Source organism: Streptomyces sp. NPDC033177 (assembly GCF_055577715.1).
In genome coordinates this window covers 506,735-528,227 of record NZ_JBVIPS010000001.1, presented here as the reverse complement: position 1 = coordinate 528,227, position 21,493 = coordinate 506,735, and the positions used below count along the sequence as shown (strand labels likewise).

The following is a 21,493-nucleotide window of genomic DNA, read 5'->3' as shown; positions in this document are numbered from 1 at the left end:
TGGGTGAATCCGTGTGAGAGGGCCTGATCGCGGACCGCGCGGTTGGCCTGACGAACCATGCGAAACCGGAGGATGGCCCCTTCAGGTGGTGAGGCGCGCCCAGTGGGTGGTGGCGCCGTTGCGGTGAGTGTGAGTGCCGTGGGAGTCGGCGAGGGTGCCGATGATGGTGAGCCCGCGGCCGTGCTCGTCTTCGGCACAGGAGATGGTCCAGGTACCTTCGGAGTCGGCTTGGCCGCCGTCGGTAACGCCGACCCAGATGGCGCCGCCCTGGGTTTCGCGGCGCAGGTGGAGCGCCAAGGGCGGGTCCGCGTGCTCGATGGCGTTGGTGACCAGTTCGGACACGATGAGGGTGACGCTTTCGGTGGTGTCGGTGCCCACTCGCCATCGCTTCATGACGGCCTGCGTGGTGCGGCGGGCAGAGGAGGCGGCTTCGGGGCGGTGCTCCAGTACTTCGCTCCTGTCGCCCTCATGGCGGAGGGTGCCCGCTGCGGTCCGCGCCGCTACCGGGCGACGGGTGATGGCGAGGCGATGGCGGGCGATGGCGTACACGGCGTCTACTCCCTGCAGGGTCCATGGGCGGCGCGTGAGGGCCTTCCGAGGTTTATGGCCTTGTATCCGACACTCTTCACTTTCCGGTCCCGAAACTCATGAGCAAGGGATGCTCAACCAGGGCGACGGGGTCCTCTCGGCGGGCATGCTCACGTTGAAGACCATGGCGGGGACGACCAGCAGCAGGACCAGCACTCCGAGTGCGCTGCCGAGCCCGTGATCGTTGCCTCCGCCGAAGGAGACCAGCCACATCCGAGTGGCCAGCACGGCGCGTCCTCCTGTACCGGGCCGGGGGCAATGATGTGGACGAGGTCGACCACCCTTGAGCACGTTGATCACCAGCGTCACGAAGACCACGGTGAGGGTCGGGGCAAGCAGGGGCACGGTAATCGTGCGGAACACCTGCCATTCGCCCGCCCCGTCCATACGGGCCGCTTCGAGTGTCTCGCGCGGCAGCGACGAGAGGCCCGCTCCGATGAGGACCATGGCGAAGCCGGTCCAGATCCACAGGAGGCTCCGATGATCTCCGAGGTCACCAGCGCGGGGCCGAGCCGGGAAACGCCTTCGTGGGGCGGGGCGAAATTCTCCGGTGGGAGGCGCAGGGTGTACGAGCCGGGGGCCAGGTCCGGGAAGCTGAAGGAGCCGTCTGCCGCCGTTGTGGCGCGGCCGACGCACTCGCCGCGTAGTGCCCCGGCTGGTCCGAGCCAGGCGGAGAATCGTGGTGAACAAGTCCGGAAGGTTGATGACCGGTCACGGACAGCGGCTGCGCCTGCTAGGTGCCTGAAGAGATCTTTTCCCTTTCAGGCACCTAGCTTGTGGTTCTAGAAGAACCCAAGCTTCTGAGCGCTGTATGAACAAAGAATATTCTTCGTCTGCTGGTAGTGCTCCAGCATCATCTTGTGCGTCTCGCGTCCGATGCCGGACTGCTTGTAGCCGCCGAACGCAGCGTGCGCGGGGTAGGCGTGGTAGCAGTTCGTCCAGACGCGGCCCGCCTGGATCGCGCGGCCCGCGCGGTAGGCGGTGTTCATGTCGCGCGTCCACACGCCGGCGCCCAGGCCGTACAGCGTGTCGTTGGCGGTCTTGATGGCGTCGTCGAAGTCGCTGAACGACGCGACCGAGACCACCGGGCCGAAGATCTCCTCCTGGAAGATTCGCATGCGGTTGTCGCCCTCGAAGATCGTCGGCTGGACGTAGTAACCGCCCGCCAATTCGCCTTCGTACGTCACCCGCTGACCGCCCGTCAGGGCCTTGGCGCCCTCCTGCTGGCCGATGTCCAGGTAGGAGAGGATCTTCTCCAGCTGGTCGTTGGAGGCCTGGGCCCCGATCATCGTGTCGGTGTCCAGCGGGTGGCCCGGCACGATCTGCTCGGTGCGGGCGACCGCCGCTTCCATGAACTCGCTGTAGTGTCCGCGCTGGACGAGCGCACGCGACGGACAGGTGCACACCTCGCCGTTGTTGAGGGCGAACATCGTGAAGCCCTCGAGCGCCTTGTCACGGAAGTCGTCGTTGGCGGCCCACACGTCGTCGAAGAAGATGTTCGGCGACTTGCCGCCCAGCTCCAGCGTCACCGGCTTGATGTTCTCCGAGGCGTATTGCATGATCAAGCGCCCCGTCGTGGTCTCACCGGTGAAGGCGACCTTCGCGACGCGTGGGCTGGAGGCGAGGGGCTTGCCCGCCTCGACGCCGAAGCCGTTGAGAATGTTGACGACGCCCGGCGGCATCAGATCGGCGACCAGGCTCATCCAGTAGTGGATCGAGGCCGGGGTCTGTTCCGCGGGCTTGAGGACGACCGCATTGCCCGCCGCCAGAGCGGGCGCGAGCTTCCATGTCGCCATCAGTATGGGGAAGTTCCACGGGATGATCTGCGCGACGACGCCGAGCGGCTCATGGAAGTGATACGCGACGGTGTCGTCGTCCACCTCGCTCAGCGACCCCTCCTGCGCGCGGATGACCCCCGCGAAGTAGCGGAAGTGGTCGATGGCCAGCGGAATGTCGGCGGCCAGTGTCTCGCGTACCGGCTTGCCGTTCTCCCAGCTCTCGGCCACCGCGAGCTGTTCGAGGTTTGCCTCCATGCGGTCGGCGATCTTCCGCAGTACGTCCGAGCGTTCGGCCACGGAGGTACGGCCCCACGCGGGCGCGGCGGCATGCGCCGCGTCCAGGGCTCGCTCCACGTCCTCGGCCGTGCCGCGGGCGATCTCGGTGAAGGGCTGTCCGTTGACCGGGCTCGGGTTCTCGAAGTACTGGCCGCGGGCGGGCGGGACGTATTCGCCGCCGATGAAGTGGTCGTAGCGGGACTCGTAGGAGACAACTGCGCCGTCGGTGCCGGGCGCTGCGTAACGGGTCATCTTGGTGGCCTCCCCGGGGAAGGCTGCCCGCCGTTGGGCAGCTCTCGCCCGGAGGCTAGGAGGACGGACGTTGCAGGCACGTTGCAGGTACGTCGCGGGAGACTGAGGTGGTGCTCCGGCAGGCGCAGTGCTCTTCTACCGCGCCTCGATCAACCCCGCTCTATCGCGCCTGATCAACTCCGCTCTATCGCGCTTCGATCAACTCTGCGTCCAACTCCCTGAGTCGGGCCAGCACCGGCGGCGTCGACCGTACCTGCGCCAGCGCTCGCCACACCGCCAGGTCGTCCTCACCCCACGGCGTGTGCACCCAGTCCGCCAGGAGATCCGGGTCGCGGCGTGCGATGAGCGCGGCCCGCAGTTGGCCGGCGAGCCTGCGCCGCAACCTGGCGACGGCGGGCGCCTGCGAAGTGGGCAGGAGCGGACCCGCGTACGCGGCGGCGGCCGCCGTGACCGCCCCCGACCCGAGCCGTCGCTCGACGGTGTCGACATCCGACTCGACTGGCACCGAGATCCTGTACGGGCGTGACCTCAGCAACTCCGGCCCCAGAAGCCGCCGCAGCCGCGCCAACTCCGCCCGCAGTGTCACCGGCGTCACCGACTCGTCCTCATACAGCGAGCACAGCAGCTGGTCACCGGTCAGCCCCTCCGGATGACGGGCCAGCAGGACGAGGATCTCGCTGTGCCTGCGGCTCAGCCGCACCTTGCGACCACCGGTCAGCAACAGCGCCTCATCACGCCCGAGGGCGGTGAGACCCACGGTGTCCTTGCTCTCCACCGGCGGTGCCAGCAGCGCCAGTTGTGACTCCGCGGCCCGAGCGACCGCCTGCACGAAGGCGAGGCTGTGCGGATGTGCGAGCCCGTCGCCCCCGGTGATGTCCACCGCCCCGAGCAGCCGCCCGGTCCGCGGATCGTGCACCGGGGCGGCCGCGCACGTCCACGGCTGGACGCGCCGGATGAAGTGCTCGGCCGCGAAGACCTGGACCGGCCGGTCCACCGCCACCGCCGTCCCCGGGGCGTTCGTCCCCATCGCGGACTCCGCCCACCGCGCGCCCGGCACGAAGTTCATCCGCCCCGCCTTCCGCCGGGTCGCGGAGTGTCCCTCGACCCAGAGCAGCCTGCCGTGCGCGTCGCACACCGCGAGCAGATGTTCACCGTCCATCGCGAACGTGCCCATCAGCTCACGGAACAGCGGCATTACCCCGGCCAGCGGGTGCTCGGCGCGATACGAACCGAGGTCCCCGTCGGTGAGCTCCACCGCCGCGCCGGTGTCCTCGGGGCTGACTCTGGCCTTGGCGGAGCGCCGCCAGGACTCGGCCACCACGGTACGCACCGGTCGTGTGAGCGTCCCCGCCTCGGTGAACCTCTCGTGCGCGTGCCGCAGCACCCGCCCCCGCTCGACAGGATCGGCGCCGGCTTCCAGGGCCACCCATGGTTCGGACAACTCTGCCTCCCGGGACGGCGATGGATGCAGCCATCGTCGCCCCGCGAGCCTGCTCCGACAAGCGCTGCGGCAACCGCCCTGACGAGCGCCGCGACACCTGCCGGACGTGAGGCGGTGACGGTGGCGGGGGCGGTCAAGCAGAGTTGACCAGACGGAGATAGCGCGTCCAGTCCCAGTGCGGGCCTGGATCGGTGTGGTCGGCTCCGGGCACTTCCACGTGCCCGATGATGTGCTCGCGGTCCTTGGGGATGTCGTACGTATCGCAGATGGCCGAGGTCAGCAGCGCGGACTGCTCGTACATCGCGTCGGTGAAGTACTCCGGCTGATCCACCCATCCTTCATGTTCGATGCCGATGCTTCTGGTGTTGTAGTCCCAGTTGCCGGCGTGCCAGCCGACGTTCTGCTCGCGGACGCACTGGGCGATGTGACCGTCCTTCGAACGCACCACATAGTGGGCCGACACCTTCTTCGCAGAGTTCTGGAAGATGGCGAGCGTGTCGGCGTAGGTCTCCTGGGTGACATGGACGACCACGTAGTCGACGGGGTAGGTGCTGGGGCGGTTGGCGGCCGTGTAGTTGGAGCTGCTTGCCGGGACCCACTCGGCGAGTGGATAGTCGACCGCCCGAGGCCGGGCCGTGGCGCGGGTGGCGGGGAGGAGCGCGGTGGGGACTGCGGCCAGGGCAGCGCCCTGCAACAGCCTGCGCCTGGTGGGGAAGCCTCTTGCTCGATCCATTGCTGGCCTGCCTCTCGGTGGGGGGAACAGCTGGACTTCTCAGTGGGGCAGCAGCGCCGCCGTCTCTCGCAGCCGCGCGTGGAGCCCCCGGTGAGTTTCGCGCGCGGGCAGCCACTCTTTGCGGAGCTTGGCCACGCACGTGTAGTTGGTGTCGCAGACGTTGGCGAGCGGCGACTCGACGGTCTGGGTCGCGAACTGATAAGCGTCGAGCTCGCTGAAGCCGTAGTCGCGCACCAACCACTGCACCAGGTCGAGTTGCGATATTCGGAAGGCGTCCTCCAGCGGGCGCGCCGAGCCGGTGGAGATGATGTGGCTGTCGGATTCCAGGCGTGGCCAGGGCGTGGCGATCCCCTTCAGGAGTTCGACGATCAGGACTGTGTTCATCGCACACTCGACGGCGACTCCGCAGGTTTCTCCCTCGCCCTGCCGGGCGTGTCCGTCGCCGAGGCTCAGGAGCGCTCCCTCCACGTTCACCCCGAGGTAGCAGGTGACACCGGTCCGCATTTCGGGGGTGTCCATGTTGCCGCCGTGCGCGTCGGGCACGAGAGCCGAGCGCACCTCCAGATTCGCCGGTGCGACGCCGACCGTGCCGTGCATCGGATCCATCGGCAGCGCTACCTCGAAGTCGCCGTCACGCGCGCCGAAGTGTGCGGTGCGCCGGCTCCGGTCGAGCTGCCATATCCATACGGTCTCGGGCAGCGGAGGTTGGAGTGACGCGGTGGTGTGGGTGGAGGTGAGCGCTCCGAAGAGGGGGACCGTGGTGGACGCTGCCCAGTCGCGGGCCGGTTCGATCGACGCGAAGTGAACGGCGACGGTGTCACCCGGTTCCGCTCCCTCGACATAAAAGGGTCCGGTCTGCGGATTCAGGAACGGGAACTGGCAGACCTCGGAGACCAGGTCCTTCTCCGAGCGCACATTCCCCGCGAAGCAGTCCTCCGTGTACAGGTCGAGCACCGTACCGGGAGAGATCCGCGCCACGGGTGGCGCACCGCCGAATGTCCACGCGTACTCGCCGGGTTCCGGCCGCACGGTCAGGATTCGAGGCTCGTTCATGGCTGGACCGCACTCCTCTGTCGTTCCGTGGGGACCTCGTGGGCCAGGTGCGGCCCGACGGCCTCGAGACGCGCCCCACGACGGCTTGCATCCGACACCTGAATCCCCCGATCCGCGTGAACTTGAAACCGTCGCCGAGGCGATGATGTGCCGCGTCAATTACGTTACGGCGCTGGCTGGTTGAGGTGGAAGGGCCTGATCTGAATCTGTGTACGGCACCGTGATTGTGGATAACACGGTCACTCGTGTGGGTGCCGAGGTTGCATAGGAAGCCGGTGCGCACCGGGGGAGAGCCGAGGCAATGGATCATCCCGCCTCAGCCCCTCAGCCACGGACAACCCGCCGCAGCTCGAGCCGGCCGTCAAGCCGTCCGCCTCAGCCCAGAACCGCCGCACCCGCGGCGGCCTGTTCCTCCGCGCGGGTGCGGGCGGACTGCGCCTGAGCCGTGTCGCCCAGCCGGTCCGCCAGTCGGGCGCGGGCCCGCCAGTTGTAAGGGCAGATGGGACGCAGGTTGATGCGTTCGCTGAGCAAGGTGCGCGCCAAGTCGTGTCGGCCGGAACGGATGGCCGCTTCCACGAGCGTCCGCTGGATGGCGTCACGCTGCGCGTGGCTGCCGCCGAAGGAATGTAGGTGGTGGCGGATCGGGGTGAGCAACTCGACCACGCGGGCGTACCGGTGCTGGCCGTACGCGATGAGGGCGCGGCACACAGGGACGCCGATCTCGCGCGTCATGGCGTGATTCGAGACCGAGGGGTCGGTCCGATCGAGCCAGTCCTCGCGCTCCTTCACCAGCCGCTCGGCGTCGGAGAGCCGTCCTGCCCCCACATACGCCATCACTGCGTGGACATCGTTGAAGGCGTAGTAGGCACCGACCTTGCGCCCGGCCCATGCCTGGGCGAGCGCCGCCCAGCGGGATTCGACGTCGATGTCGACCAGGAACAGGCGCCACAACAGGGCGGAAGCGTCGAGGAGTTCCATGGCGATGGCCTGCGACGACTCGTTGTGGAGGGTGTTGTCGTAGACGCCGAGGACCCGCTCGATGCTGCCCGCCTCCAGGGCGTACAGGGCGTAGTGCCACGCGTTGTGGACGGAGAGGTAGTTGCCGTCGGTCCAGTCCTCGGTCCGCGCGTCCAGGTAGCGGATGCCCTGGCCGAACATTCCTCGCATCTCGTACGTGTGAACGACCGCATGGATGCCCCACACATCCCGTGGGTGACGTTCGACGGCCTGGAGCCCGATTTCCTCGGCTTGGCCGTAGTGCCCGGCCTCTTCGAGCCCGAAGGCGTACATCCCCAGCAGGGGGCCGAAATGCGGGTCGTCCCGGTCCCACGCGGAGAGCGCGCCACCGATCCGGTCACGCAGCCGCTGCGCGTCTCCGGTGAAGAAGTCGATCTGGTGACCGACGGCCAGGGCGAGCGCGTCGCGAGGGAACTCGGTGCTGATCTCACCGAGGATCTGCCCGGCCCGCAGCATGTCCCCGCCCAGCCACGCCTCGGCAGCCGCCGCGTGCATCGTCTCGCGAGGTGAGAGCCCGGAGGGTTCGATTGCGGCTCGGAAGGCACTGAAGGTACGCCGGGCATCGGCCGCGTCCTTCTCCTCGGTGCCGAGAAGCCCGAGATAGGCGCCAAAGACGTGCGCCATCGCCGAATCCGGAGATTCCGCCACCATCGCCTGAGCCTCGTCGGCGACTTCGGCACGGAAGAACAGCAGCGCGTCGAGTGCTCGCTCGTAATGGCCCGCGGCTTCACCGCTGGTGCCACTCAGGACGTGGGCGTGCCGGTCCATTTCCATAGCTGTCCCCTCACGTGCCGGCCCTGTCCGTTCCACCCGGTTGCGACCGAGCCTGTTCAGTCAGTCCAGTTTCGGGGTTCTGCCCCGGAATTCGAGGACGACGCTCGGTTCACCGGAACGACACAGGGCCGCGCTGTGTCGCCCCCTCGGGTGGGTCGGTGTGGAGCCAGTCGGTCCGGCCCACTACCGGGGCAGTCGTGCGCGCAGAGCCCGGACGATCCAGTCGAGCACCGGTGTCAGGCTCTCGGGCGCGGGCCACCCGTTGATGATCGCGAGCAGCAGCAGGTAGCGATCCCGCCGGGGGTCGTCCATGGTCACGAGACGGGACATCAAGCGTCGGCGGAGGGTGGTGTCGTCGGGGAGGCCGAGGATGTGTGCGTAGTGTCCTGCGAGCGCCGTGACGATCGGTTCTGCCTCGGGCGAGGCCGGATCGGTGCCCGCCGCCAGGGCAGGCAAGACCTGCGAGCGAACGGCCGAGGCGAGGACGCGTGGCAGGCCGGTGCTGTTGTCCGGGGCGCGGTCGGCCGCCAGATCTCTGGCCATGCCTTGCATCGTGGAGCGGAACCCCGGGTCCTGGAACAGCTCGGCCAGCTCCACCCAGGCCTCGACCTGCTCGGCGTCGGGGTTGTCCGGCAATTCGGGCGTGAGAGAGCGGGCGACCGCCGCGAAGGCGGGGTGATCGTCAAGGCCGTCGAAGACGGTGCCCAGGAAGTCGTCGATCAGACGGTTGCGTTCTTCCTCGGAGAGCTTGGCCAGCTTGTGCATGAGATCCAACTCCTCAGGGGTGGAGCCGCGCTTGGCCACCGCCGTCAGGACCGCGCGCCGCAGGCGCAGCACTTTGATCTGCACCTCAAGCGCGTCCGCGTGCGCCGCGGCCACCGCGGGGAGCGAGACCTCCCGGTCGACGACCTTGCGGATGGTGGGCAGGTCGAGACCCAGGTCACGCAGGGTGCGTACGAGATCGAGGCGGGCGACGGCGTCGGTGCCGTACAGGCGGTAGCCGGCCGGGCTGCGGTCGGTGGGCGGCACGATCCCGGCGTCGGAGTAGAACCGGACGGTCTTGACCGTCAGTCCGGTCCGCCGTGCCAGATCACCGATCGAGTGGAGCGTGTCGCCGTTCATGGCCCCACCTTCATGTCTCCCCCTAGTGGAGACTCAAGTCCCGCCATTCCCGAGGGCCGGGCCCAGTACTTACTGCGCACGTGTGGCCTCCAAGGCGTCGAGCAGATGTTGCGTCGCTGACGATCGCGGTCCCGGCCGCCCGGCAAGGCTGACGGCTGAGCGCGCGCCGAGCAGCGGCCCGAAGGCGATACGCCGGGCCAGGGGAAGTTCACCCACGTGGTCGAAGACGGTCCAGGAAGGCGAGCCGCTCGTCGAGTCCGCGGCGATCGCCGCCAGAGTCTCCTGCAAGGTGGTGAAGTGCGGGCCGGTCGGCACGTCGATGCCCGCGCGCCGCATCAGCCCCGTCACCAGATCGTGAAACGCCGGGTTGTGGTCCCGTGGCGCCAACCGCAGCGGCAGGCCTGCGAGATCGGCGGGCTCGAAGCGGGGCAAGGCTGCCAGCGGATGCGTGGCGGGCAGTGCGACGATCAGCGGATCGTCCCAGACCGGAGTCACCGAAAGCCCCGTCAGCTGACCGTCACCGCGGACGAGTACAGCGTCCAACTCCCCGCTCCGTAGTGCCTCGATACGTCGCTCACGAGCCTCCTGGAGCAGTCGTACCCGTAGCCCCGGTACGCGTTCCGCCAGCAGATCGAGTGCCGGATGCACGCGTTCAGCGAACGCTCGGGTGGTGCCGAGGCGCAACACGCCCTCTCCGCCGGAGACGATCTCGCCGGCCACGTGGCGCACGCGGCCAGCGGCGGCGAGCGCGGCCCTCGCCTCCGGCAGCAGTCGCTCCCCGGCCGCTGTGAGCCCCACGCGGCGGGTGGTCCGGTCGAAGAGACGCAGGCCCAACTCCCGCTCCAGACGGGCGACCTGCTGGCTCACCGAGGCCTGTACGACGTGCAGCCGCAAGGCCGCCCGCCCGAAACCGCCCTCGTCCGCGACCGCCACGAAGTACTCCAGCTGCCGAAGCTCCACTGTGTCCGCGCCCCTCCCGCATCCGGCCCACGCGAGCACATTCATCGGCTCAAGTGATCACTGCCTTCATGAACAGCTTCTTGGACGCGCCGTGTTCCCGCGATGGACTGGTGCCTCACGAGCCTGCACAGCATCCGAAGGAGTACCACGTGTCCCACGACCCGCACGCCCTGATCGTCCACGCACGAGACGCGGAGGAAGTGCCCCTGCCCGGGGGCGGCCGGTTCCGGTTGCTGGAGGACAGCCGTGCGACCGGTGGACTACTGGGGGCCAATCGGCTCGCTCTGCCCGCCGGCGCCGACGGCACGCGCCCGCATCACCACCGCTTGTCCACCGAGCTCTTCCATGTGCTCGACGGCACCATGGAGTTCCTGATCGACGGCGTACTCACGGCTGTGGGCGAGGGCGGTCTCGTCGTGGTGCCACCCGGAACGGTGCACGCCTTCGGAGCGTCGGCCGAAGGACCTGCGGAGTTCTTCGCCGTGCTCACCCCGGGGATCGAACGGTTCGGCTATTTCCGGCAGTTGGGTCGCATCGCACGAGGCGAGGCGGGGTGGGACAGCATGGACGAGCTGCACGACAAGTACGACGTGCATTTCGCAGGGGGAGCGAAGTGGCGCTGACGGGGACGTGGCCCGCATCAAAGCGGGCGAAGGAGCCGTGCGACAAGAGAGCGACCCTACGCCGCCACCCCTGCCGGATCATCCAGAACCGCCCGTACGACCGAGTGCGCCGCCCCCAGCAACGGGCCGTCCGAGCCAAGCCCGGAAACGGTGACAGCGCAGGCCGTGCCCGCCGTGCGACGCCCCAACTCGCTCTCCAAGGAGGGCAGCAACCACGGCGCGAGCCGGGACAGGGCACCGCCGAGCACCACCGAGTGCGGATCCAGCAGATTCACCGCACCAGTGAGCGCGATGCCCAGTGCGGCCCCCGCCCCTCGCAGCGCTGTTCGTACGTTCTCGTCGCCGTGCGCGGCGCGTTCCGCCAGCAGGCCGACGCGGTCCGTACCCGGATCAAGACCCGCCGCACGCCACACCGCTTCCTCGCCCGCGTACTGCTCCAGGCAACCGCGCCCGCCGCACGGGCACGGTGGCCCGTCCGGCCACACCGGCACATGTCCCAACTCGCCCGCGAAGCCGCGCGTCCCGCGCAGTAGCCGCCCGTCGACGACCAACGCGGCTCCGATGCCGATCTCCGCCGACACGTGGAGGAAGTCCTGGGGCGCCTCATCGCCGAGCCACAGCTCGGCCAGCGCTCCGAAGTTGGCCTCGTTGTCCACCGTCAGCGGCAGCGTGCCGGGCAGCAGGGCAGTGAGGTCGACGTCCTGCCAGCCGAGGTTGGGGGCGCGCACCGTCACCCCTGTGCCGCGGGCGACCAGGCCAGGGACGGCGAGGGCCAGTCCCGCAGGGCGCAGCCCTGCCTGGCGGGCCTCCTCGCTCACCTGCCGTACCAGCGCGACGAGTTCCTTGATGACGGGTTGCGGGGCACGTCCCCGGTTGTCCCCTTGACGCACGGCACGCGCGCGTACCTCTCCGCGCAGGTCGACCGCGCACACGGCGAGGTGATCGACGCCGACTTCGGCGCCGATGCCGGCGGGCCCGCTTCCGCTCACCGCGAGCGCGGAGCCGGGGCGTCCCACCTTGCCGGGGCGCTCGGGGCCCAGCTCGTCCAGGAGCCCGGCGCGGATCAACTCGTCCACCAGGGTGGAGACGGCGGCACGCGTCAGGCCGATCCGGGTGGCCACGGCGGCACGGGACAGCGGCCCGTGCGCCGCGACCGCGTGCATGACGCGCGAGAGGTTGCGGCGGCGCATCCCTTGTTGGGTGTCGGGCAGCGGAACTCCGGACGTGCCCCGGTGCGCGTCGTGCGGTGGTGCGGTCATGCCCCCGTCAGTCCCTGTTCTTCCGTCCTCATGGCCGTGCGTCCTCGTGGCCCCCGGCACCGAGCAGCGGCGCCGCGTCGGAGACTACCCCGGCGATCCGCACGAGCGCCGATTCGTCCAGCTCCACGGGCGGCAGCACGGGCCCCTCGGCCGTGCCCCAGCGGCGCGCGACGGCCGCCGGGTCCTCGCCCGTGAGGAGGCCCGCTGCCTGGGCGGCGGCACCGAGCGCGACCAGTTCCTTGGCCTCGGGCACCTGAACGGCCCGTCCGGACAGCCGCCGCACGGTGTCCTGCCAGGCCCTGCCCCGTGCCCCGCCGCCGATGAGCAGCAACGGAGTCGAGCGGTCCGCCTCCGCGTCGAGGACCAGATCGAGGGCGCCGAGCAGCGAGTGCACGGCCCCGTCGTAGGCCGCCTGGAGCAGCTGCCCCGGAGTCGTGTCGTGCCGAAGGCCGTGGAGCAGCCCCGAGGCGTGCGGCAGGTCCGGGGTGCGCTCGCCGTCCAAGTAGGGCAGCAAGGTGACGGCGCCACCGGCCTCCACCGCCTCACGGTCCAGGCTCAGCAGTGCGGCCACCCGGTCCACGGCCAAGGTGCAGTTGAGGGTGCAGGCCAGCGGCAGCCAGTCGCCGCGCGCGTCGGCGAAGCCGGCCACCGTGCCGGTCGGATCCGCCTGGCGTCGCGTGGAGACCGCGTACACGGTGCCCGACGTTCCCAGGCTCAGCACCGGAGTACCGGGGCGCAGGCCGAGCCCGAGCGCCGCCGCCGCATTGTCGCCGGTCCCGGGGGCGACCAGGGTGCCCTTGGAGAAGGGAAGTTCGCCGCTCCCGCGTACGGTGCCCGCCACCTCGCCGGGCCGGACCACGCGCGGCAGCAAGTCAGGATCGAGGCCCACGAGCCCCAGGATGTCCTCGTCGTACGCTTCCGTCGCCGATGCCCACCATCCCGTACCGGAGGCGTCGCCCCGGTCGGTCGTGCCGATCCCTGTGAGGCGTTCGGTGAGGTAGTCGTGGGGGAGGCGCACGGCTGCGGTGGCGCGAGCTGCCTCGGGTTCGTGCTCGCTGAGCCAGGCCCACTTGGTCACCGTGAAGGAGGGCCCCGGCACGCTGCCGACGCGCTCGGCCCACGCCTTGGGGCCGCCCAGACGGTCCACCAGAGTGCGGGCCTGCACCGCCGAGCGCACGTCGTTCCACAGCAGTGCGGGCCGCACCGGCCTGGACCGGGCGTCCAGGGTGACGAGCCCGTGCTGCTGGCCGCCGACCGACACCGCGGCGGCTTCACGCGCCGCGGCGCCGCACTGGTCGAGGGCCGCGCAGAGGGCGTTCCACCACTCCTCGGGGTCGCTCTCGCGGGCGGCGCCGGAGCTGACGCTGTGCGGGGCCTGACCGCTTGCCACCACCCTGCCCGTGGCGGCGTCGACGATCAGGACCTTGGTGGACTGCGTGGAGCTGTCCACGCCGACGACGAGGGGCCCGTCGGCTGCTGGTGCTGAGGACATCGGGGTCTCCGTTCCCGCGGCTCTTTCCGGGCGCGCCCGGACTTCTTTCCGTCCGACCTTCCCAGGGATGCCTTCGGATACTAATTTGTTAAGCGCCATGACGAAATAGTCGCGGCAGCCGCACATGAGCGGGCGCGCAGCCGTGCCCGGCTCGGCCTCACCGCAGTGCACCAGTCATCAAGGGAGCCGCACATGACGTACCAGCCCACTCCTGAGGACAAGTTCACCTTCGGCCTGTGGACCGTCGGCTGGCAGGGGAGGGACCCGTTCGGCGACGCGACGAGGGCGGCCATCGACCCGGCCGACTCCGTGCGGCAGCTGGCCGAACTGGGTGCCTACGGAGTGACCTTCCACGACGACGACCTGATCCCCTTCGGCGCGTCGGACACCGAGCGCGAGTCGCACATCAAGCGCTTCCGGCAGGCCCTCGACGCGACCGGCCTCGTCGTGCCGATGGCGACCACGAACCTCTTCACGCACCCCGTCTTCAAGGACGGTGGCTTCACCGCCAACGATCGCGACGTGCGCCGTTACGCGCTGCGCAAGACGATCCGCAACATCGACCTCGCGGTGGAGCTTGGCGCCCACACCTATGTCGCGTGGGGCGGCCGGGAAGGTGCGGAATCTGGTGGGGCGAAGGACGTGCGCGTCGCTCTCGACCGCATGAAGGAGGCCTTCGACCTGCTCGGCGACTACGTGACGGAGCAGGGTTACGACCTGCGCTTCGCGATCGAGCCCAAGCCGAACGAGCCGCGCGGCGACATTCTGCTGCCCACCGTCGGGCACGCCCTCGCCTTCATCGAGCGCCTGGAGCGTTCCGAATTGTTCGGCGTCAACCCCGAAGTGGGCCACGAGCAGATGGCGGGCCTCAACTTCCCGCACTCCATCGCACAGGCCCTGTGGGCGGGCAAGCTCTTCCACATCGACCTCAACGGCCAGACCGGCATCAAGTACGACCAGGACCTGCGCTTCGGGGCGGGCGATCTGCGCAGCGCCTTCTGGTTGGTCGACCTCCTGGAGAGGGGCGGTTACGAGGGGCCGCGGCACTTCGACTTCAAGCCGCCGCGTACCGAGGACTACACCGGCGTGTGGGCGTCGGCTGCCGGCTGCATGCGCAATTACCTGATCCTTCGCGAGCGCGCGGCCGCCTTCCGCGCCGACCCGGAGGTCCAAGAGGCACTGCGGGCATCCCGCCTGGACGAGCTGTCCCTGCCGACCGCCGAGGACGGTCTGTCCGGGCTGCTCGCCGACCGCGGCGCCTTCGAGGACTTCGACGTGACCGCGGCGGCGGACCGTGGCATGGCCTTCGAGTACCTCGACCAGCTGGCCATGGATCACCTGCTGGGGGCGCGGGGCTGACCGGAGGCTCCAGCTCCGTTCTCGCTCGGCAGGTATCAACTTGCGCGCAAGGGTCGCGTCTTGACCCATTCGAGGCGACTCTTGACGGTATGGCCATGCCGCCCGTACCGCCGCCGCCTCCCCCTCCGCCGGGTGACCCACCCCCTCCAGGTGATGGGGGCTTCGGACCGCCCGGGGGTGGCTACGGGCCGCCGCCGGGCGATGGATTCGGGCCGCCCCCGGGCGGCGGAGGGTGGCCTCCCGCGGGCGGTGGCGGTGCGCCCCCTGGAAGTGATGGGTGGCCGCCTGCTCCGCCGCCGGGCGGGCCGTCCGGTCGAAGGGGCGGGATGTTCATCCTGCTCGCGGTGATCGTCGCGATCGTAGCCGTCGTGGCCGTGGTCCTGTTGGCCACGAGCGGTGACGGCTCGAGCGACAAGAAGGACCCTTCCGAGAGCAGCGAGAGCTCGGACGGCAAGCCCGAGCCATCGCTGAGCATCCCGTCTCAGATCCCCTCGGAGCTGCCGACGGAAGTGCCGTCACAGCTGCCGACCGAGGTGCCGACGGAGGCCCCATCGAACCTGCCGAGCGGCCTGCCGTCGGAGTTGCCAAGCGAACTGCCGAGCGGCCTGGACTCCCTGGTGCCCTCAGGCGCGGACAGCGAAGCGCGCTACCACTTCTTGAACGTGGACGTCACCGACTCCTGAAGGTGAACGTCACCGAACAGGCGTCCTGAACCCTGCGTCGCACTCGCACACGGAGTCGGCAGCTCAGCTGCCCTTCGGCAGTCGCACGTACGTCACCGTGGTCTCCACGTCGCTGTCCACGAGCCGGCCCTCCTCGTCGAACGCCTCCGCCCCGTCCGTCATCCCGAAGTCGTTGTCATTGATCAGGGCGAGCGTGTGACTGTTCACGCGGGCCACGCCCTCGATCTTGCCGGGTACGCCCTCGATGCGGCCCAGGTCGACCAGCAGGCCCTTCTTCAGGACGGGCACTCCGGAGGCCGCAGGATCGTCGAGCTGCTCCAAGGAGGGCTTCGTGGTGTCGTCGTCCCACGCTTCGCCGAGGATGTCGGATCTGCGGTCGAGCTTCACCGTGTGCAGTCGCGCGGCCTTGTCGGTGCGCTCCTCGATCATGAGCCGCTCACGGCCGACGGCCACCACGGAGGAGATCTTCAGTTCGGACGTGTCGTCCTCGCCCGGGTCGACGACACCCACCACGTCGAAGCGGTAGGCGTACTCGGCGGTGACCGCCTGCTTCTTCGGCGAGAAGCGCAGCAGTCGCGTCGTCCGCGATGCGTCACCCGAGTCCTCGTCCGGCACGGACAGGGGACTCTGGACCGCCATCACCAGGTCACCGCCCGGGAGTTGCGCGAGACCCTCGAAGCCCCGGTTGCCCTTGCGGTGCAGCAGGATGCCCGGAAGTGCCTCGGCGACCGGGTAATCGGCGCCCGACAACTTGAGACCCTCGGGGACATAGCGCTTGAGCACCTTCCCGCGTGCGGAGACGTGGACGAGCGAGGGACTGTACTCGTCGACCAGCCAGAAGCTGCCGTCGTGCGCCCGCACGATGCCCTCGGTGTCGAGGCCGTTCGGGTCATAGGTCAGTGCCGTCTTCGCGTCGTAGGTGTACGGCGCCTCATCGCGCCCCTCCTGGTTGGGCAGGCCGGTGACGGGCTTCCCGGAGGAGGTCGTCAGCGGGAGCGCGTCGATGACCTTCACGGTGTCACCGGAGACGCGGATCTTCACGATCGCCGGATCAAAGCCGGGAACGGGGAAAGTGCGACGCTTCTTGCCGTCCACCTTGATCTGGCCGTTGGGCCCGCGGTCGGTGACCGTCCAGAACTCGCCCTCGCGGCCCGCCGGATAGATGTCACTGCCTATGCCGCCGAGCCGCACACCACGGTCGTCGCTCACCGTGCCGGGCATCAGGGAGTTGCTGAACGTCTCCAGGGGGACCTCCCCGAGTGTCGCCGTCGAGGTGATTCGAGGCGCCTTCTCCTTGCCGCCGGTCTGGGCGCCCGTGGCGGTCCCGGTCACCGCGATCGCGGCGAGGACGGCTATCGGCACCCCCGCGGCGACGGAACGGCGGACGCGGCGCTTACGGGCGGCGTGCGGGGACATGGGTGCCTCCTGGGGCGCAAGTGTTCGGTGACAGCGCTCAGACTTCGCCGTCGCCGCGAACACAGGGAGGCAGGGAGGTGAACGGGAGGGGGCACGCTGACGGCGCCTCCCGCGAGGGGCCGGGAAGCGCCGTCGTCATGCACGGGCCGGTCAGCGGCAGTTGGGCACCTGGCCCTGGTCGCCCCCCTTCGGCTGGATCGCGCTGACGTGCCGCACCATGCGGGGCCCTACGGAACGGGGGAGTCAAGTCGCGGTCAGTACCCCCTGAACCGATGTGATCCACACTCTCGGATGTCATGCCCGCGCTCAATCGCTGGTCAGGGGGAGTGCTCGCGCCGGTGTTCGCGGCGCGTACGCGAGCGGCTCGGATACGCCCCTGCGAAAGGCGAGCCCCGGTGCGGGCACGCGAAGAGGCCCGCACCGAACCTGCCCGGCTTATTCGCCGCCGGTCGCCACGGCCAATGCCGTCGCGGGGTCGTGGGCCGCGGGGCCCGCCGGGGTCCAGCGGCCACGCTCCTTCCGGTAGGGCCACCAGCGGCCGTCGGCGCCGTGCCGCAGTTGGACGTCGCTTCCGACCACGGTCCAGCGATTGCGGGCGGCGCGCAGCTGGGGGCGCTCTTCGTCGCCCCACGCCGCCTCCAGCGCCGCACGCGCGCGTGCCAGCGCGTCCGCCGCAGGAGTCCACTCCTCCTCCAGGACGGACAGAGCTGCCGGACCGCCGTACTCCCAGGCCCGTACGGCCAGCGCGAGGCCGTCCTTGCCGCGGCCCGCGGCGGTCGCGAGGCGCTCGGCCACCGGTGCGGGTGCCGAGAGGGCGAGGCGAACGGCGTCCTCGTCCGGCGTCAGTTCCTCCGCGACCGGATGGCTCTCGTGCCCCAGGGAGAGTGCTTCGGCCAGCAGTCGGTGCGCCTCCACGGCCGCCTGCGCCGCCAGGAATTCGAGCGCGGCCACATCGAGGCCGGGCGCGGGCTCTTCCTCGGTGTCGAGCGAAGGCGGCAGGCCCGGCTCAGGCGGCAGCGGAGGCAGTTCGGGCAGCGGGGGCAGGATGGCCCCCTCCGCGTACGCCTCGTCGGCGTCCACGCCCTCCTGGGCCCCCTCCTGCTCCTGCGCGGGCACCTCATCGGTCTCCGCATGCGCCACGCTGCGTACCTGCAACTCGTCCAGCAGCTCGCGTTCCGCACGGCCGCGCATCAGGAACAGCACGAACGGATCCTGGTCGAGCAGCCGGGCCACTTGGTAGCAGAGCGCGGCGGTGTGCCCGCAGTGGTCCCACGCGTCGCAGTCGCACTCGGGCTCCAGGTCGCCGATGCCGGGCAGGAGTTCGACTCCGGCCGCCGCGGCGTCCTCCACCAGGTGCGGCGGCATCTCGCGGTCGAGCAGCGCCGCGATGTGCCCGGCCCGCTCGACGGCCATGCCCAGGAAACGGTCCCACTCGTCCTCGCTGAGCCGCTGCAGCAGCACGTCGGAGCGGCGCGGGGTGCCGTCGCGGTCCTGGACGACGGCGGTGATCCGGCCGGGGCGCACCGAGACCGCGCCCACGGCTCCCGCGCGCGCGAACCTGCGTCCGGCTTTCAACTGCTGCAGGTCCAGGGCCGTGTCCTCAAGGGCCTTGAGCCAGGCCTGGCCCCACCAGCTCTGTGCGAACCCCCGGCCGTGTGTGGCCGGCAGGGCGGCGAAGGTGCGCTCGTGCTCTGACGCGCCCTCCCCGTGACGGCCGTCCCCGCGCGTTTCGTCGTTCGGCTCGTCGTACGTGTCGTCGCTCATCGAGTCCCCCCTCGCAGCTCCACCAGATCAGACAGCTCGGCGTCCGTGAGTTCCGTCAGCGCGGCCTCGCCGGAACCGAGCACCGAATCCGCCAACTCCCGCTTGCGCACCAGCATGTCGGCGATGCGGTCCTCGATCGTCCCCTCCGCGATCAGCCGGTGCACCTGCACCGGCTGCGTCTGCCCGATGCGGTACGCCCGGTCGGTGGCCTGCGCCTCCACGGCGGGGTTCCACCAGCGGTCGTAGTGCACGACGTGCTCGGCACGCGTCAGGTTCAGACCGGTACCCGCAGCCTTCAACGACAGCAGGAAGACCGGGACTTCGCCGTCCTGGAAGCGCTCCACCATCGCCTCACGCGTCGCGATGGGCGTGCCGCCGTGCAGGAACTGCGATGGAGTGCCGCGGGCCGCCAGGTGCTGCTCGATGAGACGCGCCATCTGGACGTACTGCGTGAAGATGAGCACGCTCGCGTCTTCGGAGAGGATCGTGTCGAGCAGTTCGTCGAGGAGTTCCAGCTTCCCGGAACGGCCCTCGATCCGCGGCTTGTCCTCCTTGAGGTACTGCGCGGGGTGGTTGCAGATCTGCTTGAGACCGGTGAGCAGCTTGACGATCAGGCCGCGTCGGGTGAAGCCGTCGGCGCCGGAGATCTCGGCGAGGGTCTCGCGCACCACGGCTTCGTAGAGGCCCGCCTGCTCCGTGGTGAGGGATACGGCGCGGTCGGTCTCCGTCTTGGGCGGCAGTTCGGGTGCGATGCCCGGGTCGGACTTGCGCCTGCGCAGCAGGAAGGGGCGTACGAGCTGGCCGAGCCGCTCGGCGGCCGCTGGATCCTTGCCGCTCTCGACGGCCTGGGCGTAGCGGGTGCGGAAGGTGCCGAGCTTGCCGAGCAGGCCCGGTGTCGTCCAGTCGAGGATGGCCCACAGTTCGGAGAGGTTGTTCTCCACGGGGGTGCCGGTGAGCGCCACGCGCGCGCGTGCGCCGATGGTGCGCAGCTGCTTGGCGGTGGCCGAGTACGGATTCTTGACGTGCTGGGCCTCGTCGGCGACGACCATGCCCCAAGGGGTGTGCGCCAGGCTGTCCGCGTCGAGCCGCATCGTGCCGTACGTCGTGAGCACGAACTCCCCGTCGGCGAGGCCCTCCAGGCTGCGCCGAGAGCCGTGGAAGCGGCGTACAGGGGTGCCGGGGGCGAACTTTTCGATCTCGCGCTGCCAGTTGCCCATGAGGGAGGTGGGGCACACGACAAGGGTGGGCCCCGCGGTGTCGTCGTGGGTCTGCCGGTGCAGATGCAGGGAGATGAGCGTGATCGTCTTGCCGAGACCCATGTCGTCCGCGAGGCAGCCGCCCAGACCCAGGGAGGTCATCCGGGCCAGCCAGTTCAGGCCGCGCAGTTGGTAGTCGCGCAGATTCGCGGCGAGCGCTTCGGGCTGGCCGACGGGCTCCATGCCCTCGGGGTCCGCGAGGCGTTCGCGCAGCGTGGCGAGCCAGCCCGTCGGCTGGACGTCCACGCGCTGCCCGGCCAGTTCGGTGGTGCCCGTCAGGACGGCGCTCAGGGCGTCGATCGGGGTGACCTTGTGGTCCTGGTGCGCGCGAGCGCGCCGCGCCTCTTCGGGGTCGATGAGCACCCACTGGTCGCGCAGACGCACCACGGGGCGGTTGGCTTCGGCGAGCTGGTCGAGCTCGGCGCGGGACAGTTGCTGGCCGCCCAGCGCGAACCGCCAGTTGAAGGCGAGCAACGCGTCGGCGGAGAGGTACGACGGCGTGTCCGACGACGGCTTGTCGGGGGCCTTGGCGTCCTCGTCGGGTGGGCCGATGACCGCACGGGCGGTCAGATTGCGCGCCAGCTCCCTGGGCCAGTGCACCTCGACACCCGCGGTGGCGAGCATCCGGGAACCCTCGCCGAGGAGCGAGGTGACCTCTTCGTCCGCGAGCTCGATCGCATCGGGGACGGTGGCCGACAACAGCGGGGCCAGCGGCGGCCACGCGCGCGTGGCGCGTCGCAGCGCGAGCAGGGCGTCCATCCGTGACCGAGCCCCGAAAGCCTGCCCCGAGGCGCCCGAGCCGGCCCATGCCTCGGCTGCGTCCGCGACGAGCGAGGGGTCGCTGACGCTGTGCAGCTGCAGTACGGCGCGGAAGGGCAACCGGGTTTCGTCGGGGGTGGCGGACACCAGGCCGGGTACTTCGACGCGCAGCGAGATCCGTACGCCGGCGTCGTGCCCGGCGGCGACATCGGCGGCCCAGGGACGCTGCTCGGGGATCCGCTGGGGCTGTGGCGAGGTGAAGGGTGCGGCGCCAGCGGCCAGCGACGCGGCGGGGGTGCGCGGCAGCGTGTCGGCCACCGCGTCCAGGAACTGGCGCAGCAGCCGTTCGGGTTCGGGCAGCCGCAGGGGTTCGGCGCCGCCCTCCAGCGGAAGGGCGTGCGCGGCGGGGGGCATCGCCGCAGCGAGGTCGCGCAGGCGTCGCAGGTCGTCGGCGCCGAGCGGGCCCGAGCGCCATGCGTCGTGATCGCTCGGCGTCAGTCCGGGCAGCAGCAGTCCGCGCGCGGCGAGTTGCAGCGCGAGCAGGCCCGCCGTGCCCCAGAACGCGGCCGTCGGGTGAACGCCCGCCGAGGCACGCGCGCGTGTCAGGACGGGCAGTGCCGCGCGCATCGGAAGCACTGTTGCCGATACGTCGCTGAGCTGGGCTCCCTCGTCGCCGGGAATCGCGATGGCCAGTTCCTCGACGGTGCCCGCGGCGCAGGCGGGGGGCGCGTCCCCCTCGGGGTGCCAGAAGGCGACCCGGCCGGTGCGCGCCGGGTCGGCGGACACGAACAGGACGGAGCAGCGGGACAGTTCAGAGATCTCGGAAGGTGACGCGGCAGGGGGCCTGGGCACGGCGATGGCGCATTCCTCAAACTTGACTACTGGGAC

At 70.2% G+C, this 21,493-nt stretch carries 16 protein-coding genes and 1 pseudogene; 3 read left to right on the top strand and 14 right to left on the bottom strand.

Features of this window, described 5'->3' with window-relative positions:
• Positions 1-81: 81 nt before the first annotated feature.
• From ACZ5U5_RS02370 to ACZ5U5_RS02330, 9 genes and pseudogenes are all read right to left on the bottom strand, one after another.
• On the bottom strand, positions 82-549 hold the full coding sequence (locus tag ACZ5U5_RS02370; protein ID WP_469015220.1) for an ATP-binding protein: 468 nt from the start codon (positions 547-549) through the stop codon (positions 82-84).
• A 96-nt stretch (positions 550-645) separates the two neighbouring features.
• Positions 646-1,229, bottom strand: a pseudogene (locus ACZ5U5_RS02365) (carbohydrate ABC transporter permease); the annotation flags it as partial.
• Positions 1,230-1,370: 141 nt separating this feature from the next.
• Entirely contained in the window at positions 1,371-2,894 is a 1,524-nt protein-coding gene (gene exaC / locus ACZ5U5_RS02360) for an acetaldehyde dehydrogenase ExaC (RefSeq protein WP_469015217.1), read from the bottom strand.
• Between the two features lie 184 nt (positions 2,895-3,078).
• Positions 3,079-4,335 carry a GAF domain-containing protein gene (locus ACZ5U5_RS02355; RefSeq protein WP_469015214.1) on the bottom strand — a complete coding sequence of 419 codons (1,257 nt, stop codon included), beginning with the start codon at positions 4,333-4,335 and terminating at the stop codon, positions 3,079-3,081.
• Between the two features lie 133 nt (positions 4,336-4,468).
• Positions 4,469-5,068, bottom strand: a complete 600-nt coding sequence (locus tag ACZ5U5_RS02350; RefSeq protein ID WP_469015212.1) for an N-acetylmuramoyl-L-alanine amidase — start codon at positions 5,066-5,068, stop codon at positions 4,469-4,471.
• Between the two features lie 39 nt (positions 5,069-5,107).
• The gene (locus ACZ5U5_RS02345) at positions 5,108-6,121 is read right to left on the bottom strand and encodes an acetamidase/formamidase family protein (protein WP_469015211.1); all 1,014 of its coding nucleotides are present in this window, start codon (positions 6,119-6,121) and stop codon (positions 5,108-5,110) included.
• 375 nt (positions 6,122-6,496) lie between these two features.
• Positions 6,497-7,912: a tetratricopeptide repeat protein gene (locus ACZ5U5_RS02340; RefSeq protein ID WP_469015208.1), complete on the bottom strand. Its 1,416-nt coding sequence runs from the start codon at positions 7,910-7,912 to the stop codon at positions 6,497-6,499.
• Positions 7,913-8,095: 183 nt separating this feature from the next.
• Positions 8,096-9,034: a MerR family transcriptional regulator gene (locus tag ACZ5U5_RS02335; RefSeq protein ID WP_469015205.1), complete on the bottom strand. Its 939-nt coding sequence runs from the start codon at positions 9,032-9,034 to the stop codon at positions 8,096-8,098.
• Positions 9,035-9,103: 69 nt separating this feature from the next.
• Positions 9,104-9,994 carry a LysR family transcriptional regulator gene (locus tag ACZ5U5_RS02330; RefSeq protein WP_469015202.1) on the bottom strand — a complete coding sequence of 297 codons (891 nt, stop codon included), beginning with the start codon at positions 9,992-9,994 and terminating at the stop codon, positions 9,104-9,106.
• Positions 9,995-10,143: 149 nt separating this feature from the next.
• Here ACZ5U5_RS02330 and ACZ5U5_RS02325 point away from each other — a divergent pair, with 149 nt between their 5' ends.
• Positions 10,144-10,617, top strand: a complete 474-nt coding sequence (locus tag ACZ5U5_RS02325) for a cupin domain-containing protein (RefSeq protein ID WP_469015200.1) — start codon at positions 10,144-10,146, stop codon at positions 10,615-10,617.
• Between the two features lie 56 nt (positions 10,618-10,673).
• On the opposite strand, the gene ACZ5U5_RS02320 is transcribed toward ACZ5U5_RS02325, so the two are convergent.
• The gene (locus ACZ5U5_RS02320; protein WP_469015197.1) at positions 10,674-11,876 is read right to left on the bottom strand and encodes an ROK family protein; all 1,203 of its coding nucleotides are present in this window, start codon (positions 11,874-11,876) and stop codon (positions 10,674-10,676) included.
• Between the two features lie 28 nt (positions 11,877-11,904).
• A complete protein-coding gene (gene xylB, locus ACZ5U5_RS02315; RefSeq protein WP_469015194.1) occupies positions 11,905-13,368 on the bottom strand; it encodes a xylulokinase in 1,464 nt (487 codons plus the stop codon).
• 192 nt (positions 13,369-13,560) lie between these two features.
• Between xylB and xylA the strand changes: the two genes are divergently transcribed.
• Entirely contained in the window at positions 13,561-14,727 is a 1,167-nt protein-coding gene (gene xylA, locus ACZ5U5_RS02310; RefSeq protein ID WP_469015192.1) for a xylose isomerase, read from the top strand.
• A 326-nt stretch (positions 14,728-15,053) separates the two neighbouring features.
• A complete protein-coding gene (locus ACZ5U5_RS02305; RefSeq protein WP_469015190.1) occupies positions 15,054-15,410 on the top strand; it encodes a hypothetical protein in 357 nt (118 codons plus the stop codon).
• 63 nt (positions 15,411-15,473) lie between these two features.
• Here ACZ5U5_RS02305 and ACZ5U5_RS02300 read toward each other — a convergent pair whose 3' ends face one another.
• The 3 genes from ACZ5U5_RS02300 to ACZ5U5_RS02290 form a co-directional block, all read right to left on the bottom strand.
• Entirely contained in the window at positions 15,474-16,826 is a 1,353-nt protein-coding gene (locus ACZ5U5_RS02300) for an esterase-like activity of phytase family protein (RefSeq protein ID WP_469015187.1), read from the bottom strand.
• A 435-nt stretch (positions 16,827-17,261) separates the two neighbouring features.
• Positions 17,262-18,590, bottom strand: a complete 1,329-nt coding sequence (locus ACZ5U5_RS02295) for an SWF or SNF family helicase (protein WP_469015185.1) — start codon at positions 18,588-18,590, stop codon at positions 17,262-17,264.
• Positions 18,587-21,457, bottom strand: coding sequence for a DEAD/DEAH box helicase (locus ACZ5U5_RS02290; RefSeq protein ID WP_469015182.1), 2,871 nt, complete (start codon positions 21,455-21,457; stop codon positions 18,587-18,589). Before ACZ5U5_RS02290 ends, ACZ5U5_RS02295 begins: the two co-directional genes overlap by 4 nt.
• Positions 21,458-21,493 lie beyond the last annotated feature (36 nt).

Coding starts and splice junctions, on each gene's coding strand:
- exaC (WP_469015217.1), bottom strand. CDS start 2,894: ATGACCCGTTACGCAGCGCCCGGCACCGACGGCGCAGTTGTCTCCTAC.
- ACZ5U5_RS02350 (WP_469015212.1), bottom strand. CDS start 5,068: ATGGATCGAGCAAGAGGCTTCCCCACCAGGCGCAGGCTGTTGCAGGGC.
- ACZ5U5_RS02345 (WP_469015211.1), bottom strand. CDS start 6,121: ATGAACGAGCCTCGAATCCTGACCGTGCGGCCGGAACCCGGCGAGTAC.
- ACZ5U5_RS02340 (WP_469015208.1), bottom strand. CDS start 7,912: ATGGAAATGGACCGGCACGCCCACGTCCTGAGTGGCACCAGCGGTGAA.
- ACZ5U5_RS02335 (WP_469015205.1), bottom strand. CDS start 9,034: ATGAACGGCGACACGCTCCACTCGATCGGTGATCTGGCACGGCGGACC.
- ACZ5U5_RS02320 (WP_469015197.1), bottom strand. CDS start 11,876: ATGACCGCACCACCGCACGACGCGCACCGGGGCACGTCCGGAGTTCCG.
- xylB (WP_469015194.1), bottom strand. CDS start 13,368: ATGTCCTCAGCACCAGCAGCCGACGGGCCCCTCGTCGTCGGCGTGGAC.
- xylA (WP_469015192.1), top strand. CDS start 13,561: ATGACGTACCAGCCCACTCCTGAGGACAAGTTCACCTTCGGCCTGTGG.
- ACZ5U5_RS02305 (WP_469015190.1), top strand. CDS start 15,054: ATGTTCATCCTGCTCGCGGTGATCGTCGCGATCGTAGCCGTCGTGGCC.
- ACZ5U5_RS02300 (WP_469015187.1), bottom strand. CDS start 16,826: ATGTCCCCGCACGCCGCCCGTAAGCGCCGCGTCCGCCGTTCCGTCGCC.
- ACZ5U5_RS02295 (WP_469015185.1), bottom strand. CDS start 18,590: ATGAGCGACGACACGTACGACGAGCCGAACGACGAAACGCGCGGGGAC.